The sequence below is a fragment of the Pseudomonas sp. GW823-FHT06B06 genome (assembly GCF_058795195.1).
The window spans coordinates 103,019-121,646 of the sequence record NZ_JBXAHO010000022.1; the positions used below are offsets into that span (position 1 = coordinate 103,019).

Below are 18,628 nucleotides of genomic sequence, written 5' to 3' on the forward strand. Positions count from 1 at the left end.
GCTCCCACAGGTTCGGTGACATTCCTGTGGGAGCGAGCCTGCTCGCGAAAGCAATCTACCCGGCGCCGCAGTTTTCAGCGCTTCTCCAGCTTATCCGGCAACGGCGCAAACAGCGCCTCGATGTCATCGCTCTGCAACTTCCAGTCCCCGGCCTGCCGCCCATCCAGCACGCCCGCCGCCAGGTCGGATTTTTCCTTCTGCAGGTGCTGGATCTTCTCTTCCACCGTGCCGCGGGCGATCAGTTTGTAGACGAACACCGGCTTTTCCTGGCCGATGCGATAGGCGCGGTCGGTGGCCTGGTTTTCCGTTGCCGGGTTCCACCAGGGGTCGTAATGAATCACGGTATCGGCTTCCGTCAGGTTCAGGCCAACACCACCGGCCTTCAGGCTGATGAGAAAGATCTGACGCTTGCCGCTCTGGAATTCCTTCACCGGTGTGCGACGGTCGCGGGTCTGTCCGGTCAGTAGCGCGTAGGGCACGCCGCGCTTGTTCAGTTCTTCTTCGATCAATGCCAGCATTGAGGTGAACTGCGAGAACAATAGAATCTTGCGGCCTTCCTCGAACAGCTCTTCGAGCATTTCCATCAGGCTGTCGAGCTTGCCCGAGGTGCTGCCCCGCGCCGGAAGGGTGGCTTCATTGACCAGGCGCAGATCGCAACACACCTGGCGCAGCTTGAGCAGCGCCTCGAGGATGATGATCTGACTGCGCGCCACGCCCTTGCGGGTGATTTCGTCGCGGACTTTCTTGTCCATGGCCAGGCGCATGGTTTCGTACAGGTCGCGCTGGGTTTCGTTGAGTTCGACCCAGTGGATGATCTCGGTTTTCGGCGGCAACTCGGTTGCCACCTGTTCCTTGGTGCGACGCAGCAGGAAGGGTTTGATCCGGCTGTTGAGGTGTTGAAGCCTGACTTCGCTGGCGCGCTTTTCGATGGGTACCCGGTAATCACTGTTGAAGCTTTTGACGTCGCCGAGCCAGCCCGGCAGCAGGAAGTGAAACAGTGACCACAGTTCGCCCAGGTGGTTTTCCAGTGGCGTGCCGCTCAGGCACAGGCGCTGGCGGGCATTGAGCTCACGGGCAGCCTGGGCGGCCTTGCTGTTGGGGTTCTTGATGTATTGCGCTTCGTCCAGTACCAGCACGTGCAAGGGCTGCGCCGCCAGGCGTTCCACGTCTTTGGGCAGCAAGGCATAGGTGGTCAGGATCAGGTCGTAATCGGCGAGGTTGTCGAAATGTTTTTTGCGACTGGCGCCGTACAGTGCCAGTACCTTGAGTTGCGGAGTGAAGTGCGCCGCTTCGTCGAGCCAGTTGGGAATCAGGCTGGTGGGCATCACCACCATGCAGGGGCGATCGAGGCGACCGGCGTTTTTCTCGCTGAGGATGTGCGCCAGGGTCTGCAGGGTTTTGCCCAGGCCCATGTCGTCCGCGAGGATGCCGCCGACTTCCAGTTGGCGTAACGACTGCATCCAGCTCAGGCCCTCGAGCTGATAGGGGCGCAGTGTCGCGTTCAGGCCGTCCGGCGCCGAGGCGGTGTAGTCCTTGATGTCGCGCAGGCGTTGGGCAAAGCTGCGGATCTGCTCGCCACCTTCCCAGAGCAGTGGCAGGTCTTCCAGCGAGTTGAGACGCGTGGCGTCGGCCTTGCTCAGGCGCAGCGTGGTTTCGCCAGGTTCTTGAAGGTAGAACTCTCCAAGCGTCGCCAATACCGGTTTCAGGCGGCCGAAGGGCAGGGCGACTTGCAGCGGGCCGTGCTCGGCGTTCGGCCGGCTGGGTATGTTGACCAGGATCAGCTCGTCGTCGCGCCGGCGAGCGAGGCGTTCCGGATTGAGCAGTTCGGTGTGGGAACGCATCAGGTTCAACAGGATCGGCAACAGGCTCAACCGCTCGCCATTGACGATGATCCCCAGCTCCAGGTCGAACCAGTCGCGCTCCGGAACCTGTTCGACCGTGGCGTACCAGTCGTCCACGGCCGTCAGGTCGAAGCCGAAGTCTTCGTTGATCTGCAGCTCCCAACCCTGGGTGCGCAACTTTGGCAGTTCATTGAGGGTGAAGGTCAGCCAGGCGCTGTCGTTGACCATCTCGAACAGTTCGCCAGCGCTTTCCGGCAGGGCCTTGCTTTGCCGGGTGGCGATCTTGAAACCGAGGATTCGCAGCTGCTCCCGGTAGGACTGTTCGACGTCCGGGTGGCGTTTTATCCGCAGTGTCTGGGTCTCCTGGCGAATCAGGATGTCGGCATTCTTCTGGCCTGAAACGTACTCGTCCAGGTAACCGAAAGACAACGCCGCGCGATGCTGGATGTAACGCTGCATCCGCCCGTTGCGCGGTTCGAAGGCGCTGAACTCAATGCTCGCCAGCCACAGGCGCGGTACCGGTTGCACGTTGTCCACCAGCACTTGCGGTGGTGCCTTGGGGCTGCGGTTTTCCAGCACCGCCTGGAGTTTTTCCAGGAGTTCGGCGTCTTTGGCGGCGGCGGGGTAGTCGAGGGTTTCCTGGATTTGCAGGAGCACCGCCGCGCAATGTTTGCAGTTGCTGTGCACCGGGCAGGAGCAGGTGGCATCGACCATCAGCAAGGTGCCTTTGGCCGATTCGCGCAGGCGAATGGTCTGACGGTAAACGTTACCGCCTGAGCCTTCGCACGCCGCGATGATCGTCGCGTCGCCGACTTCGACGATCCTGACGCGATTCTCCAGGGCATACCGGCGACCGCGCTCCAGGCTCTGTTCCTTGAATCGGCTGACCCAGGAAGGTGCCAGGGGTTTGCTCAGGGTCGCGGACATGGGGGGCTCGATCAGTCCGGGACGACTTCAGGGGCTTCCCGGGGAGCGGGCGCCGTCAATGAGGTGATCTTGATCAGCAGGCCCAGGTGGCCGTTGTCGAGGAAGTTGAGCTGGCCGTTCTTGGTATGGCTTTCCTGTTTCAGGCGTTCGCTGGCGGTGACCAGGCCGTCTTCGTTGAACTGGTTGACCCAGAAATCGGCATCTACATCGGTGAAGCGTCCCAGCGTCAGGTTCAGGGTGCCTTCGATCGGGTACTGGCCGTACTGTTCCTTGCCGTCGCTGACCGCCACCTTGACCGGTGTCTCGCCGAGCGTCTGCTGCCACGCCTTGTGCAGCAGCACGCTGTATTCATTGCTGGCGGTGAGTTTTTCCACTTCGTTGTTGAGGCTCGGCGTGCGCAGGCTGTCAGGGCTGACGGTTTGCGCGCCTGCGGCCCAGTCTTCCGGAGCGGCACGGCTGATAATCGCCGGCACGGCATTCTGCCGCACCAGAATCATTTCAATCTGATACAGGTCATCGGCAAACACCGAAGGGGCGACCAGGGTTATCAACAAGGTCAGTGAGCGAAACAGGCGCATGCGGCGTCCTTCAAGCAGTTTTCGGGATAAGACGCTCAAACAGCGCCTCTACAGTATTAAAGCGTTCTTCCGGGCGCTCCATCGGGACCTGGAATTTAAACATCGTCGCGCCTTCGAATTTGTAGCGCTTGGGCTGGCTCTGGATCAACTTGATCAGGGTCAGGGGGTCGACCGGGGTTTGTGTCGCGAATTCGATTCGACCACCCTGCGGGCCGCCGTCGACTTTCTTGATGCCCAGCAATTCGGCCTGCAATTTCAGTGCGGTGATGCGCATCAGGTTCTTGGTCGGCTCGGGCAACAGGCCGAAACGGTCGATCATCTCGACCTGCAGGTCCTTGAGGCCGTCCTCGTCGGTGGCCGAAGCGATGCGCTTGTAGAGAATCAGGCGGGCATGGACGTCCGGCAGATAGTCTTCGGGAATCAACGCCGGTACGCGCAGGTTGACTTCCGGACCACCGCCCAGCGGTTGATCGAGGTTGGGCTGTTCGCCCTTGCGGATCGACTTCACCGCGCGCTCGAGCATTTCCATGTACAGCGTGAAACCGACCGCCTGGATCTGCCCGCTCTGGCCGTCGCCAAGCAATTCGCCGGCGCCGCGGATTTCCAGGTCGTTGGTGGCGAGCACAAAGCCCGCGCCGAGGTCCTGGGTGTTGGCGATCGCTTCCAGGCGCTTTTCCGCGTCCGCGGTGATCTGCTGGCGCGGCGGCGTCAGCAGGTAGGCGTAGGCCTGGTGGTGACTGCGACCGACCCGGCCGCGCAACTGGTGCAACTGCGCCAGGCCGAACTTGTCAGCGCGCTCGATGATGATGGTGTTGGCGCTCGGCACGTCGATGCCGGTCTCGATGATGGTAGAGGCGATCAGCACGTTGAAGCGCTTGTGGTAGAAGTCGCTCATCACCTGTTCGAGTTCGCGCTCGCGCATCTGCCCGTGGCCGATGCCGATCCGCGCTTCCGGTACCAGTTCGGCGAGGTCGGCGGCGCATTTCTCGATGGTCTTGACGTCGTTGTGCAGGTAGTACACCTGGCCGCCGCGCAGCAGCTCGCGGAGCAGGGCTTCCTTGACCGTGCTCTTGTTCTGCTCCATGACGAAAGTCCGTACGGACAGGCGGCGGGCCGGCGGCGTGGCAATGATCGACAGGTCACGCATGCCCGACACCGCCATGTTCAGCGTGCGCGGAATCGGCGTGGCGGTCAGGGTGAGGATGTCGACTTCGCTGCGCAGTGCCTTGAGCTGTTCTTTCTGGCGGACACCGAAGCGGTGTTCTTCGTCGATGATCACCAGGCCCAGGTTTTTGATTTTCACATCGTCGGACAGCAGCTTGTGCGTGCCGATGACAATGTCGATCTTGCCTTCGGCCAGGTCGGCGATCGCCGCGTTCACCTCTTTAGCCGACTTGAAGCGGCTCATCACTTCCACGCTCACCGGCCAGTCGGCGAAGCGGTCGCGGAAGCTGTTGTAGTGCTGCTGGGCGAGCAGGGTGGTCGGTACCAGGATCGCCACCTGGCGACCGCCGTGCACCGCAATGAACGCTGCGCGCATGGCCACTTCGGTCTTGCCGAAGCCGACGTCGCCACACACCAGGCGATCCATCGGCTTGGGCGCGAGCATGTCTTCGCGCACCGCTTCGATGGTGGTTTGCTGGTCTGGCGTTTCTTCGAACGGGAAGCCGGCGCTGAAGGTGGCGTAATCGGCTTTCGGGTCGGCGAAGGCATACCCTTCACGAGCGGCGCGGCGTGCGTAGATATCGAGCAATTCAGCCGCGACGTCGCGCACCTGTTCGGCGGCCTTGCGCTTGGCTTTTTGCCAGGTCTCGGAACCCAGGCGATGCAATGGGGCGAGGGCGTCGTCGCTGCCGGTGTAGCGGGCGATCAGGTGCAGGTTGGCCACCGGCACATAAAGCTTGGCGTTTTCCGCGTATTCAAGGGTGAGGAATTCGGCGGCCTGGTTGTCGATTTCCAGGATCGTCAGCCCCAGGTAGCGGCCGACACCGTGATCGATGTGCACCACCGGCGCGCCTTCGCGCAGCTCGGTGAGGTTCTTGATGACCGCGTCGTTGTTGGCGTCGGCGCGCTTCTCACGGCGTCGGCGCTGCATCACGCGCTGGCCGAACAACGGGCTTTCGGCGACCAGCGCCAGGGCCGGATCATCCAGCAGCAGGCCTTCGTCCAGCGGCGCGATGGTGATCGCCAGGCGCTCCTTGCTGGCGACAAAGTCCGGCCAGCTGTCGACGGTCTTCGGTCGCAGCTTCAGGCGTTCCAGCAGTTCGAGCAGCACTTCGCGACGGCCCGCGGATTCGGCAGTGAACAGCACGCGCCCAGGGAACTCGTCGAGGAAACCCGAGAGCGCCGCCAGCGGCTGGGTGGCCTTGGCTTCGATGGCCAGGTTCGGCAATTCCCTCGCGGGGAAGCGCTCGCGGCCAGCGCCGGACTCCACATCCTGTTGGCTGGCGACCACTCGCGGCCAGTTTTTCAGGCGGGCGAAGCAGTCTTCTACTGGCAGGAACAACTCGGCAGGCGGTAATAAAGGACGCGAAGGATCGACGCGCCGCTCTTCATAACGATTGCGCACGTCGTTCCAGAAATTTTCCGCGGCCTGCTCGATGCCTGGCAACGAGAACACTTGCGTGTCCTGAGGCAGGTAATCGAACAGCGTCGAGGTTTCTTCGAAGAACAGCGGCAGGTAGTACTCGATGCCGGCGGGGGTAATCCCGCTGTTCAGGTCCTGGAAGATCGGGCAGCGCCGGAAGTCGACATCGAAGCGCTCGCGAAACCGTGCCTTGAAGCGGGTGACGGCTTCTTTCTCCAGCGGGAATTCCTTGGCCGGCAGCAGCTTGACCGAATCGACCTTGTCGATGGAGCGCTGGTTTTCCGGGTCGAAGGTGCGCAGGGTTTCGATTTCGTCGTCGAACAGGTCGATCCGATAAGGCAGCTTGCTGCCCATCGGGAACAGGTCGATCAAGGAGCCGCGCACGGTGAATTCGCCATGTTCGTACACGGTATCGACGTAGCGATAGCCTGTGGCCTCGAGGCGGGTGCGCATTTGCTCGACGTCTAGCTTCTGGCCGACGTCCAGGACCAGGCTGCTGCCGAGCAAAAATTTGGTCGGCGCCAGGCGGTGCAGCGCAGTGGTGATCGGCACCACCAGCACGCCATGACTCAGTTCCGGCAATCGATAAAGCGCCGAAATGCGCTGGGAAATGATGTCCTGGTGCGGCGAGAACAGGTCGTAGGGCAGGGTTTCCCAGTCGGGGAAATGCAGCACGGGCAAATCCGGGGCGAAGAAACCCAGCTCCTGTTCCAGTCGTTCGGCACTTTGGCTGTCGGCTGTGAGCAGCAGGGTAAAGCGCTTGGCAGCGCTGGCGGCCTCGGCGATGGCCAGGCTCAGGGCGGCACCGGGCAGGTTGCCCCAGTGCTGTTTACCTGCCGCGGCAGGGAGAAGCGGTAGACGCAGAACGGGCACGGAAGGTTGAGCTCCAAGCGTTGCGACAAAGTCGGTAATTGTAGCGGTCCCGGGTGCCGGCTGTCAGTCGCAGATGTGTCTATTACGCGGGTAAGGAAAAATGTAGTGGTAAAGACAAAATCGCGGTGTTTTTTACCGGAAATTAGCGATTATGTAGTGGCAAAACCAACCGGTGTTACGGATGGTTACGGATAAGGTTGCGCTGTCCCCAAAAAATTGACGAAGCTGGAGGCCCCGGTTTCATTGGGTTTCAGCGGTGCGCGATTTTTTTGAAAGGGATTTTGTTACTGGCGGTGCGACAAGCGCGCATTGCTACACGAGGCGCGCGGCGGCATAATGTAGCCCCTTTTTTCTGCCCCTACATGTGGAAGGTTCCCGTGACTCAGAAGCCCGACCAGTGTCTTGGTGAATGGATCGACCGTGAAGCACTCGCAGAAGCGATGATTCCGCTTATCGGTCAGCTTTACCGCAATAACAATGTGGTGAGCTCGATCTATGGCCGCAGCCTGATCAATCGTTCAGTCATTGCGATTCTCAAAGCTCACCGCTTTGCTCGTCACCGTCAAACCGACGATACCGAGCTGTCCGTCCACGAAACATTCCCGCTGCTCAAGGCGATGAGCGAGCTCAAGCTCGGTGCCGCTTCGGTAGACCTGGGCAAGCTGGCAGCCAAGTTCAAGGCTGAAGGCAATGGCCGTACTGCCGAGCAGTTCGTGCGTGAAGAACTGGCCGACGTGGTTGGCCAGCAGAACGCTTCCGCCCGCAAAGGCACCGACGTTGTCCTGTACGGCTTCGGTCGTATCGGCCGTCTGCTGGCGCGCATCCTGATCGAAAAAACCGGTGGCGGCGACGGCCTGCGCCTGCGCGCCATCGTCGTGCGCAAGGGCGCCGAGAACGACCTGGTCAAGCGTGCCAGCCTGCTGCGTCGCGACTCGGTTCATGGCCCGTTCGATGGCACCATTACCATCGATGAAGCCAACAACACCATCACCGCCAACGGCAACCTGATCCAGGTTATCTACGCCAAGAGCCCGACCGAAGTCGACTACACCCAGTACGGCATCGAGAACGCACTGATCGTCGACAACACCGGTGTATGGCGTGACGCCGACGGCCTGGGCCAGCACCTGGCCTGCCCGGGCGCTGGCCGCGTGATCCTCACCGCACCTGGCAAGGGCGCGCTGAAGAACATCGTGCACGGCATCAACCATGGCGACATCAGCCCTGACGACAAGATCATCTCGGCCGCTTCCTGCACCACCAACGCCATCGTGCCGGTGCTGAAGGCTGTGAATGACAAGTTCGGCATCGTCAACGGCCACGTCGAAACCGTTCACTCGTTCACCAACGACCAGAACCTGATCGACAACTTCCACAAGGGCAGCCGTCGTGGCCGCGCCGCGCCGCTGAACATGGTAATCACCGAGACCGGTGCCGCCACCGCAGCCGCCAAGGCACTGCCAGTGCTCAAGGGCAAGCTGACCGGCAACGCGATTCGCGTTCCTACGCCAAACGTGTCGATGGCCATCCTGAACCTGAACCTGGAAAAGGCCACCACCCGCGAAGAGATCAACGAGTACCTGCGCCAGATGGCCATGCACTCGGACCTGCACAAGCAGATCGACTACGTCAATTCGCAGGAAGTGGTTTCCACCGACTTCGTTGGCTCGCGCCACGCAGGCGTCGTGGACGCTGAAGCGACCATCACCCAGGATAACCGCGTTGTACTGTACGTTTGGTACGACAACGAATTCGGTTACAGCTGCCAGGTGGTTCGCGTGATGGAAGACATGGCCGGTGTAAACCCGCCAGCTTTCCCGCGCTAAGCTCCTTTAGCTGCACGTGAAAACGCCCCGACCTTGGTCGGGGCGTTTTTGTTTGTGCGTGAAGACTTTTTCTTACGGAATAAATGCTCTTTAGAAAGACTCTTGTAGGAAAAGGATTGTTTCTTTCGGCGAAACTTCTGAATCGTCTTTTTGACCCTGCCGTGAGGCTCGCAACGCTGTTAGCGTCCGCTGCATTATTTCTGAACACCCTTCCAATGATAAGGAGTTTGAAATGAATGCACCCTTGCAGCCTTCGTATACCAACGACGTTTCCCCAGAGTACCTCCGCAGCCTGGACACCCCGCACTTCACTGAGCAGCAAATTGAGCAATTCCATGAGCAAGCCCAAGTGGCTGTTCGTCATCAGCAGACGTACATCGACACTCATCCCGCCATCGCCATCTTCCGGTGCGCCGCCGAGGGCAGCCAGACTCGTAAAGGTGGGGTGATTCAGCAAGGGACAGGGCCGCTGGCCTTCAAGTTGGAAAGTGGGTTGTCGGTGCGCGTAGCGCTCAAAGGCGACTACGTCAGGTATGCCGATGGCAGTACGGCGCAGATCATCACAGGTGCCGGGCAAGCCAACAATGATGTGGCGCTGGTCGGCAGCGTGCTCAGCAATGGCGACGAGATCATCAATACGCCACAGGGCGGCTACGTATTTATTGCGCGCGAAGGTGTCTCGATGGTCGAAGATTTCCTGCCAGCTATCGCGCACTGAACGATCAAGTCTGGCGCTGCCCACGGCCGTCTCAGTGCGGCGTTGCTTGAATGCTGACGCAGCTGACGGTAGCAACCCCTCGTCGTAAACCTTCTGGACTCTACCGGAAGTCATGGAGAAGAAGTTCAATGAGAGAAGGACATTTCATCGGTTTGAATGACCGAACCACCTGTGGCGGCACAGTTCTCGATGGTGACACCCGGATCATGATGTATGGCGTTGCCCACGCCTGCGATGGTGATCGAGTCACCTGTGGAAAGGACAGAAAGACCTATCGGATCGTCGGTGGCATCTCGTACATGACCAGTCATGGAAGGCCCATGGCTGGCACCTTGGATAGCTACAGTAACTGCCCTTGTAGAGCCGGTCTGATCCCCTCGGTGCTCACGGCAACTTACACGAAAGCGGATGCTGCACCGCCGGTGTCCAGAAAATCGGCTGAGCCGACCGCCCCCGTCGCTAGCACTCAGCCGGCAGTGCCACGTCAATCCGGATTCGCCCCTTCAAGTCATCCGGCTCCAGCCGCATTCAACAAAGCAGACCTACCGGAACCCGGATTCTACGTTGTCCCCAACAGCATGACCCGCGAACAACTGGAAGCCACGCTTTTCCCCTCGCGCCAACACGCGACCATGAGCAAGTTCCAGGCGCTCAACCCTGATCGAAGCGACCTCAAAGCCGGTTCAATGATCGTGCTGAGCGATCCGAGCAACACTTCCTGTACCTACCAGGAAGCCCAACTCATGCAAACCGCTCAACAGGTCAAGGCAGCCCTCGATCCCCTGACGCCAGCAGAAGCGGAATTCATGTTTCGCCACGGCGCCGAAATCGCCAGTTTTACCGGCGAGACTTCGACCTGGCTCGGTGTCAGTTCGGCGGTGATGGAAAAACACCTTTCCCGACTGCGTGACACCCTTCAAGCGATGGAACGTCTGCATCAAGCAACCTATCGCCAACACGGCCATCTTAAATCACCGCAATTCTTCGCCGAGCGCCAGCGCCTGCTCGCCCAGCTGGAAGCCCATCTACTGAATTCCACGCGCCTTCGTGGGGTGACCACATTGGGTGATCATCCCAAATTGAAGACTGCCCTCGGCATTTCCAGTCGTAGCCTGGTGCACCACTGGGACAAGGCCGGGGCGCCTGGGCAGATACCGGGTTATGCGACTCATGTGAATGCGGTCAGTCGGGCTGCCAAGTACATGAGCACTGGTGGATACATCGGTATAGGAATTGGCGGGGTTTCTTCATTGTTGGCCATACAGGCGGTTTGTGTCGGGGATTCTGGCGCTGCTTGCGAGAAGGTTAAGTTTACTGAAGGGGGGAAATTTCTAGGGTCCACCGGTGGCGGCATTCTGGGCGCACGGCTAGGCCTGGTTGCCAGTGGTCCAATCTGCCTGGCACTTGGAGTCACTGCAGGTATTGGAGGGGTTGTCTGCGTCGCTACGCTTATAGGTGTTGGGGCTTGGGTGGGTACGACCGATGGAGGTGAAAGGGGAGAGGTCATCGGTGAGACACTGTATGAGGCTATGCAGCCATGAACAGCAGTTGGCCTGTCTGGGCGGTTCTGATTTTCAATGGCGGGCCAATACTGCTGGGATTTGTGAGTTTCGCGTACGCCCTATACCTGGGACGTCACCTGGATGCCATGATGGAGGCTTTGAAGAACAGTCGTTGTATCTATATTTGGGGGCCAGGTCTGCGGAAACAGGGTTGGTTTGGGTGCTTTCTCTTAGTGACCAAAATTACCGGAGTGGTAATGATGCCAAAAACGTCAATCCGCCTCGGTGAACTGGACCCTGTCGATATTGAAAACTTTCCTCCATATCTAAAACGACTTCTGCAAGTTGATGCGGTGATACTGGTTGGTGGTGCAATTTGGCTGGTGGTTGCATGCTTACTGGTAAAAATATAAGGAGCTTGGTGGATATTCCAGTCTCTACAGGTATAGGTGGTGTCGTTTGTGTCGCAGCAATAGTTGGGGTTGGCGCGTTGGGGGGGGACGATTGCTGGCGGTAAGGTAGGAGAATGCGTAGGCGAGAAGTTTTTTGAATCTATACAGCCATGACCAGTATTGATACCTGGTCTCCCTGGGTTGCAATCATTGTTGTTGGTGGCCCAATCCTACTGAGTTACGTGAGCTTCTTTTACAGTCTGTACTTGAGTCGCTGTCACTTGGAGCGCCTTGTTGAGGCCTTGAGCGGTAGTCGCGATATCGTTATTAGCGCTGCAGGATTGATGCAAGGCGGATGGCTGAGTCGGATGATGTTAGTTGCAAAGATTACCTTTGTGGTGATGTGGCCCGGGCCGAGACTTCGTGCAGGGGATCTTGATCCTGATGATTTCCGTAACTTCCCTTTGAGCTTGAAGCGACTGCTAAAAGCGAAGGCCATTCTGATGTGCGTCATTGTGGTTTGGGGAGCGATTGCGTTCGCACTAGTGGAGCTTAGGTAATTTAATGCTTGGCCATCCCATGCTGGAATCGGCCCAGGTAAATTTCAGTAAAAATCTGGCGTGTCCCAGGGGAGATCTGTTCGCCAAGCCAATAAGCGCAGAAATGTGAACGGCACCATAAGGTGCCGTTTTCATTTGTACTTGATTCCCTTAAACGCACCAACGCCTGAATACAGGTTGTTCTACAAGCCGATCACGGGTGACTTATATCGTTTTAATCTCTCCACTAAAAATTTAAGAATTATCTAGAAATCGATACAAAGTTCATTTCGCAATAAAAAATAAAAATCACTAGTAAAAATAACAGCTTGGCAATCAACTCAGCTGAAACGGCTTATGTGGATCCAATCATCGGGCCGCTACATATTTGACGCCATTTAATTGCTCCATTCATTTACTTGACACCCCAAGGCACTGAATCTAGTGTCGCCAATGACACCGCCCGCTCTGCCTCGGGCAACACGAAAGTCACGCTCCACAGCAACTCTCCAAAAAGACGGGAATCCCATTCCCGCTCACCTCACAATAAAAATCATATCAATCAGCGTCGGCTTAATTGCCGTGCAAAGATCCCTTACGTTTTGCTCACCCTGCCAAAAGTGTTTTCGCAGTCAGGCCTGCTATTGCCTGGCTGTTATGCGGTTGGTCTATCGGGAGAGTTGAACATGGCGCAAGAACGCTCGAAGTTGTTATCGCTGTTACCGCGCCTGGTGGGATTGGGGGTGCTGGGGTTTATCGTCTGGCTGTTGCTATCGACCTTGCTCATGCCATTGGTATCAGCCTCTGCCACCCGGGCGATTTTGAATGCGCCGGTGATTCTGTTGACCACGCCGATCGATGGCGTGGTGAGTTCCCTGGCGGTCAAGCCCGGGGTGACGTTTAGCCAGGGCCAGAAGATTGCCGTGGTGGAAAACCCGCGGGCGAACCAGGAAACCTTGCTGACCCTGCAAACCCGGCGCCTGACCCTGGAGCAACAGCTGTCGTCTTCGGCCAGCCAGGCCGAGCACGATCAGCGTTATTACGAGGAGCTGGAGAAAACCAGCCAGCGTTACCAGGCCGCGTTTCACACCCGCCAGCTTTACACGCAAAAAGCCTTGAAAGCCGAGAACAGTGCCGCCAGCGCGCGGTTGATCGATGCCCAGGAAACGGTCGAGCGCAATCTCGAGTTGTTCGTCCAAGGGGCGGTCAGTGGTGCGGTGGTGGCTTCGTCGAAAGCGCAGCTGGCTTCGTTGCAAGGCGCGGCCGAGTCGGTCCGTTCGCAGTTGCGGATCACCGATGGTGACGTCAGTGCCGCCAATAAACAGGTGTACCTCGATCCCGATCAACTGCGCATGTTCGATCTCAGCGCGCAAATGACCACGCTGAAACTCAGCCTGGAGAATCAGGCGCGCAACCGGGTGACCTATCAACAGGAACTCGACAATCTCAACCAACTGATCGAAACCGAGCAGAACCGCGTCCGGATGATGGCCGGCTACGACGTCGTGGCGTATTCGCCCGGTACTGTCCAGGAACTGCTGGCGCCCCAAGGCACGCTGGTGCAGGCCGGTTCGACCTTGCTGCGGGCCACCGATTGCGCGCAGAGCTATGTGATCGCGGTGTTCCCCGAGCGCATGGCCAGCAAGATCGACCGCGACAGCGTGCTCACCGTGAAAATTCGCGGCCTCGACCAGCCCCTCAAGGCCAGTGTGGTGCAGTTGTTGTCCAGCGCCTCGGATATCCGCGCCAATACCTACAGCGTGCCGTTTCCCTATGCCGAGCAAAATTCCGTGTACGTGGTCGGCACCTTTGCCGCTGACCTCACGGACAGCCAGCGCGCCATGACCTGCAACCCGGGGTTGTGGGCCAGTGCCGAGGTGTCGCGGCCATGAGCATTGTATTGCGAGCGATGGTGGGGCTGATGTTGATGATCGGCACGGCAAGCGGATGGGCTGCACAAGCCCAACCGCAACTGGCGGCAATGACCTGTGCGGCGCTGGATCAGGCCGTGACATCGCAGCCGGCGGGGCCGGTGCTTGTAGCCAGTTATCCGCCGCTGGATGGCCAGCCTGCGCCGATCCTGGCGTTGCGCGGCGTGGCGTTCACCTACGACAACGCACTGGCGAGCATTGCCTTGTTTGCCTGCGGCAAGGCCGGGTCGGCGCGGCGGATCGCCGATGCATTGGCGTTCGCCACAGGCCATGACCCGGAGTACCGGGACGGACGCCTGCGCAACGCCTACGCCGCCGGCCCGGTGGCGGCGCCGTCGATGAAGTTGCCGGGCTATTGGAGTGTCGAGCGCAATGCCTGGAACCAGGACGCCTATCAAGTCAGCAGCGCCACCGGCAATCAAGCCTGGGCGGCATTGGCGCTGCTGGAAGCATTTCGCCAGAGCGGTGAGGCGTCCTACCTGGAAGCCGCGCGAAAAGCCCTGCACTGGTCGCAGCAAAACACCTACGACGGGCAAGCGCCCGCCGGATTCAGTGGTGGCTATTACGGGTACTTTGACAAGCAGGTCCAGCAGAACTGGAAATCCACCGAGCACAATGTCGACCTCGCGGCGGCGTGGTCGGCACTCGACGCGGTGGCCCCAAATCAGGAGGCGGCAAAGCAAGCGCAAATTGCCCGGCAGTTTGTCTCCAGCCAATGGGACGCAGGGGAAGGGCGTTTCCTGATCGGCACGGGCGCGGACGGCCAGACCTCGGACCGCGTGCGCTCGGGGCTGGATGCGCAGATCTGGCCGTTGATCGCCCTGCATGAGCCACCCAAGGACTGGCGGCGCGTTTTCGCCTTCATCGACCGCGCTCACCGTGCCGGCGAAGGTTACGGTTTCAACCGCGACCCCGATGGCCTGTGGACCGAGGGCACCGCCCAGGCCGCCGCCGTGGCGCGCTTGAGCGGGCTCAGTGACAAGGCGCAACCGTTGTGGCGCGTGCTGCTGGCCCAGCAGGCCGGCAACGGCTGGCTGTTCGCAACACCGGCAGAACGCATCAGTACCGGGCTGGCCATAGGCCCGGACTCGGTCAGCAACGATTTTTTCTACTACCACCTGCCTCACCTGGGCGCTACAGCGTGGGCGGCGATTGCCGCCACCGGCGTCAATCCCTTTACCGGTTTGCGAGAGGCTGACTGACATGCAGGCACTGGACTCGCTGCAACTGCTGCAAATCAATTTCTGGACGCTGGCAGCGGTGATTCTGTTCACCTGCCTGACCCACCGTGATCAATGGGCCGCGCGGGTCGGTTTCGGTGCCATCACCGCCTTCCTGCTGATCAATTATGCGGCCTGGCGGATTCGCGACACCTTGCCCGATGGGCATTCCGGATTCGCTACGGTGTGGGCTTACACCTTCCTGTTCTTCGAGATGCTGGCGATTGGTTACACGCTGTTTTCCATTGTCGTGATGCTCTGTCGGACGGATCACCGCACAGATGCCGATGCCGGTGAACGCCGGCTCAGAGAGCAAGGCAGCGCGGTCCCTGCGGTGGACATCTTCATCGCCACCTACAACGAAGGCCTGGAAATCCTCGAAAAAACCATTATTGCCGCCCAGGCCATCGACTACCCGAACTTCACCATCTGGGTACTCGACGACACCCGCCGCGACTGGCTGCGCGACTACTGTGCGCAAATGGGCGTGCAGTACGCGCGGCGCCCCGACAACTCCCACGCCAAGGCCGGCAACCTCAACAACGGTCTGCGTCAGTCGGCGGCCCTCAGCAATGCGCCGTACATCCTCGTGCTCGATGCCGACTTTGCGCCGCAGCAGCCGATCCTCTTGCGCACCCTGGGGCTGTTCGACGACCCCAGGGTCGGCCTGGTGCAGACGCCACAGTTCTACTACAACCCCGATCCGATCCAGCACAACCTCGGCACGTCGGCCTGTTGGGTGGATGAGCAACGGGTGTTCTTCGATGTGTTCCAGCCGGCGAAGGATGGCTGGGATGCGGCGTTTTGTGTTGGCACGTCCTTCGTAGTGCGGCGCGATCTGATTACCGAAATCGGCGGTTTTCCTACAGGCTCGGTGTGCGAAGACATCTACACCACTTACCGTTTGTTGCAAAAAGGCTATGTCACCCGCTGGTTGAATGAGCGTCTGTCCATTGGTTTGTCTGCCGAAGGCTTGACCGAGTACATCAATCAACGTGGGCGCTGGTGCCTGGGCACGATCCAGGTGGCATTGCTCAAGGAGGGGCCGTTGCGCGGCAGCGGCTACACGCTCAATGACCGGCTGCACTATATCCATGGGCTGATGCACTGGTTTTCCAAACCCTTCATTTTGATGATGCTGGTGTCGCCGGTGCTGTACTGGTACTTCGGCATCGCTGGGTTCTACGCCAATCCGCTGGATTTCCTGGCGTTCGGCATGCCGGCGCTGATTGCGTTCTGGGGCTATGGGACCTGGGTGACGGACCGGCGGACCTTGCCGATTTTTACCGAGGTCACGCAGATCGTTGCCTCGCTGGCGGTCACTGCCACCATCGCCAGCGCCATGATCCGACCGTTCGGGCGCCCGTTCAAAGTCACCGCCAAGGGCCTCGACCGGACGAAAACCATGGTGCATTGGAAGCTGTTCGGGTTCTTCCTGGCCTTGACCTTGCTTTCGCAGTTTGGCGCCTATATCGCCATCAGCACGGCTGCCTCGTTCGACGGCAACATGCTGTTCAATCTCTGCTGGACGGTGGTTGCGCTGGTGTACAACCTCGCGACCCTGGTGGCCTGTGTCGACCGCCCACGCTTGCATGGCGAAGAGCGCTTTCCATTCGATAAACCCACCGGGTTTCGTTTCGGCGGCAAGGTCCTGGCGGGGCGCCTGGTGGATATTTCCCTTAGTGGCGCGTCGCTCAATTGCGCCTTCGCTGCCTCGATCAAGCCGGGGCTGTGCGGTCAGATCTGGATCGACAAGCTGGGTTGGCTCGATGTCGAAGTCATGCGCAATCACGGCGAGGACCAATTGGGCCTGCGTTTCGCCGACCTTGATGAAGGGGTGCGCCAGCGCCTGATCGCGCGGTTGTTCAGCGACGCGACCATCAATGTCGTCAGCAAGGCCGAGCCGGCACAGGCCTTTGGCACTTTGCTGCAGCGCTCGCTACTGGGCGAAAAAAGTCTGGCGCCGCGTTCCATCAAGCCGCTCAAGACGCCGAGCCATGTCTCGCCGCCTCGTTGGCGGCCGATCAGTGTTCCTTCGCGCAAACCGGCTGTGCCGCACATCAGTGTCGAGCGGTCGGGTCTGTGGTCGTTGCTTCTTTCCCCCTTGCGAGCTTTGCTCGGCCAACGTTTTTAGGTGCGCGCCATGAACCATTGCCTACCCACCTCATGTTTCATGACCTTGTTTTTGCTTGGCGGTTGCTCGCTGGAACCGACCTACGAGAAACCCGAGGCACCGATCGACCAGCAGTGGCCGGCGAACACGGCCGGTGAATGCTGTAACGGCAAGCAGGCGTTCGATAAGGATTGGCGCGGTTTTGTGGTCGACGAGCGCCTGCGCCAGTTGATTGACATGGCCCTGGCCAACAACCGCAGCCTGCGACAGTTCGCGGCCAGCGTCGAGGAGGCGCGGGCCGGGTATGACAGTGCGCGCTCAGGGCTTTTTCCTACGATCGGCATCGACACTTACGCCGGTCGCAGCAAGTTACCGCCATTGGTGCGCACACCGGGAGGCGGCGATACGGCGGGCAGCATCGCCAACACCTATCAGGCAACGGCCGGCTTTACCTCCTACGAGTTGGACTTGTTCGGGCGTATCCGCAGCCAGCGTAATGCCGCGGGGGCACGGTTCGAAGCGTCCGAGGCGGATTACCAAACGGCGCGGCTGGCGCTGATCGGCGAAGTTGCCAGCACCTGGTTGAGCCTCAAGGCCAATCAGCATTTGCTCGACCTTGCGCAGAACACCTGGCAATCCCAGGACCGCTACGGGCAGCTGTTGCGCAAGAGTTATAACCTCGGTTCCAGTGCGCGGATCGATGTCCACCAGGCAGATGCACAAACCAACACGGCGGCGGTGCAGGTCAACACCTATCGCATGCAAGTGGCGCAGGACATGAACGCGCTGCGGGTGCTGGTGGGGCAACCGGTACCGGTGGGGTTGCTGCCGACCGGCGCGCTGGGTGAGCAGTTGGCGACCCTGGACGTGCCGGCGGGTTTGCCTTCGGCGCTGGTTGAGCGACGGCCCGACATCATGTCGGCCGAGGCGCAGTTGCGTGCAGCCAACGCGGATATCGGCGCGGCCCGTACGGCGTACTTCCCGACTTTTTCCCTGACGTCGGCGCTGGGCAGCCTGACCGGGGAGTTTTCCCAATTGCTCAGTGGTCCGGCCGAGTTCTGGTCGGTGGCGCTGGCCGGCTCGTTGCCCTTGATCGACGGGGGCGCGCGGCGGGCGCAAGTGGACGCCAGTCATGCCCGCTTCGCCGGCCAGGCGGCGGCCTATGAAGCGACGGTGCAGAATGCATTTCGAGAAGCGGCCGATGCCTTGAACGCCCGGCAGGAAATGCTCACCCAGGTCGAGTTCCAGAAAAAACTGGTCGGGGATTATCAGGAAGCCTACCGCCAGTCTCGCCTGCGTTTCGAGTCGGGGCTGGACAGCTATTTTTCTACCATGGATGCCCAGCGCTCATTGTTTGATGCGCAGCAGAAGTGGGCGCAACTGGAGTTGGCGCGGGAGATCAACCAGGTGACGTTGTACAAGGCGTTGGGGGGAGGGTGGAGCCAATCGTTGAAGATGGCGGATCGTTGAGGCGCGCGATACCCTCACACCACAAATCCCTTGGGGGAGCGGGGGGGGGGGGGGGGGGGGGGGGGGGGGGGGGGGGGGGGGGGGGGGGGGGGGGGGGGGGGGGGGGGGGGG

General features: G+C 60.1%; 12 protein-coding genes and 1 pseudogene. 10 read left to right on the forward strand and 3 right to left on the reverse strand.

Translation table 11 applies throughout. The features are described from left to right. Nucleotides 1–74: 74 nt before the first annotated feature. Genes AC1Q8Q_RS20260 through mfd form a run of 3 tightly spaced genes read right to left on the reverse strand, consistent with a single transcriptional unit; the run spans nt 75 to nt 6,806 of the window. Complete coding sequence (locus AC1Q8Q_RS20260; protein WP_492615443.1) at nt 75–2,768, reverse strand: SNF2-related protein; 2,694 nt, start codon at nt 2,766–2,768, stop codon at nt 75–77. Between the two features lie 11 nt (nt 2,769–2,779). Then, the gene (locus AC1Q8Q_RS20265; RefSeq protein ID WP_083348551.1) at nt 2,780–3,346 is read right to left on the reverse strand and encodes a CsiV family protein; all 567 of its coding nucleotides are present in this window, start codon (nt 3,344–3,346) and stop codon (nt 2,780–2,782) included. A gap of 10 nt (nt 3,347–3,356) precedes the next feature. Beyond that, entirely contained in the window at nt 3,357–6,806 is a 3,450-nt protein-coding gene (gene mfd / locus AC1Q8Q_RS20270; RefSeq protein ID WP_083348552.1) for a transcription-repair coupling factor, read from the reverse strand. Nucleotides 6,807–7,168: 362 nt separating this feature from the next. Between mfd and AC1Q8Q_RS20275 the strand changes: the two genes are divergently transcribed. The 10 genes and pseudogenes from AC1Q8Q_RS20275 to AC1Q8Q_RS20320 all read left to right on the forward strand — a co-directional run bounded on the left by AC1Q8Q_RS20275 (nt 7,169) and on the right by AC1Q8Q_RS20320 (nt 18,517). Then, on the forward strand, nt 7,169–8,632 hold the full coding sequence (locus AC1Q8Q_RS20275; protein ID WP_168757540.1) for a glyceraldehyde-3-phosphate dehydrogenase: 1,464 nt from the start codon (nt 7,169–7,171) through the stop codon (nt 8,630–8,632). A 232-nt stretch (nt 8,633–8,864) separates the two neighbouring features. Further along, nucleotides 8,865–9,350 carry a hypothetical protein gene (locus tag AC1Q8Q_RS20280; protein WP_050511576.1) on the forward strand — a complete coding sequence of 162 codons (486 nt, stop codon included), beginning with the start codon at nt 8,865–8,867 and terminating at the stop codon, nt 9,348–9,350. Between the two features lie 209 nt (nt 9,351–9,559). Further along, nucleotides 9,560–9,625 (forward strand): annotated as a pseudogene (locus AC1Q8Q_RS20285) (PAAR domain-containing protein); the annotation flags it as partial. Between the two features lie 303 nt (nt 9,626–9,928). Next, complete coding sequence (locus AC1Q8Q_RS20290; RefSeq protein ID WP_492615447.1) at nt 9,929–10,891, forward strand: hypothetical protein; 963 nt, start codon at nt 9,929–9,931, stop codon at nt 10,889–10,891. Further along, nucleotides 10,888–11,265, forward strand: a complete 378-nt coding sequence (locus AC1Q8Q_RS20295) for a hypothetical protein (protein WP_033040761.1) — start codon at nt 10,888–10,890, stop codon at nt 11,263–11,265. The genes AC1Q8Q_RS20290 and AC1Q8Q_RS20295 overlap by 4 nt, the downstream gene beginning before the upstream one ends. A 149-nt stretch (nt 11,266–11,414) precedes the next feature. Continuing rightward, nucleotides 11,415–11,804 (forward strand): hypothetical protein, encoded by a 390-nt coding sequence (locus AC1Q8Q_RS20300; protein WP_492615444.1) that lies wholly within the window; start codon nt 11,415–11,417, stop codon nt 11,802–11,804. Between the two features lie 665 nt (nt 11,805–12,469). Next, a complete protein-coding gene (locus AC1Q8Q_RS20305) occupies nt 12,470–13,675 on the forward strand; it encodes an HlyD family secretion protein (protein ID WP_033040050.1) in 1,206 nt (401 codons plus the stop codon). Further along, a complete protein-coding gene (locus AC1Q8Q_RS20310; protein ID WP_492615445.1) occupies nt 13,672–14,916 on the forward strand; it encodes a hypothetical protein in 1,245 nt (414 codons plus the stop codon). Before AC1Q8Q_RS20305 ends, AC1Q8Q_RS20310 begins: the two co-directional genes overlap by 4 nt. Nucleotide 14,917: 1 nt before the next feature. Continuing rightward, a complete protein-coding gene (locus tag AC1Q8Q_RS20315; RefSeq protein ID WP_033040053.1) occupies nt 14,918–17,068 on the forward strand; it encodes a glycosyltransferase family 2 protein in 2,151 nt (716 codons plus the stop codon). Nucleotides 17,069–17,077: 9 nt separating this feature from the next. Further along, complete coding sequence (locus AC1Q8Q_RS20320; RefSeq protein WP_020798489.1) at nt 17,078–18,517, forward strand: efflux transporter outer membrane subunit; 1,440 nt, start codon at nt 17,078–17,080, stop codon at nt 18,515–18,517. Nucleotides 18,518–18,628: the final 111 nt, after the last annotated feature.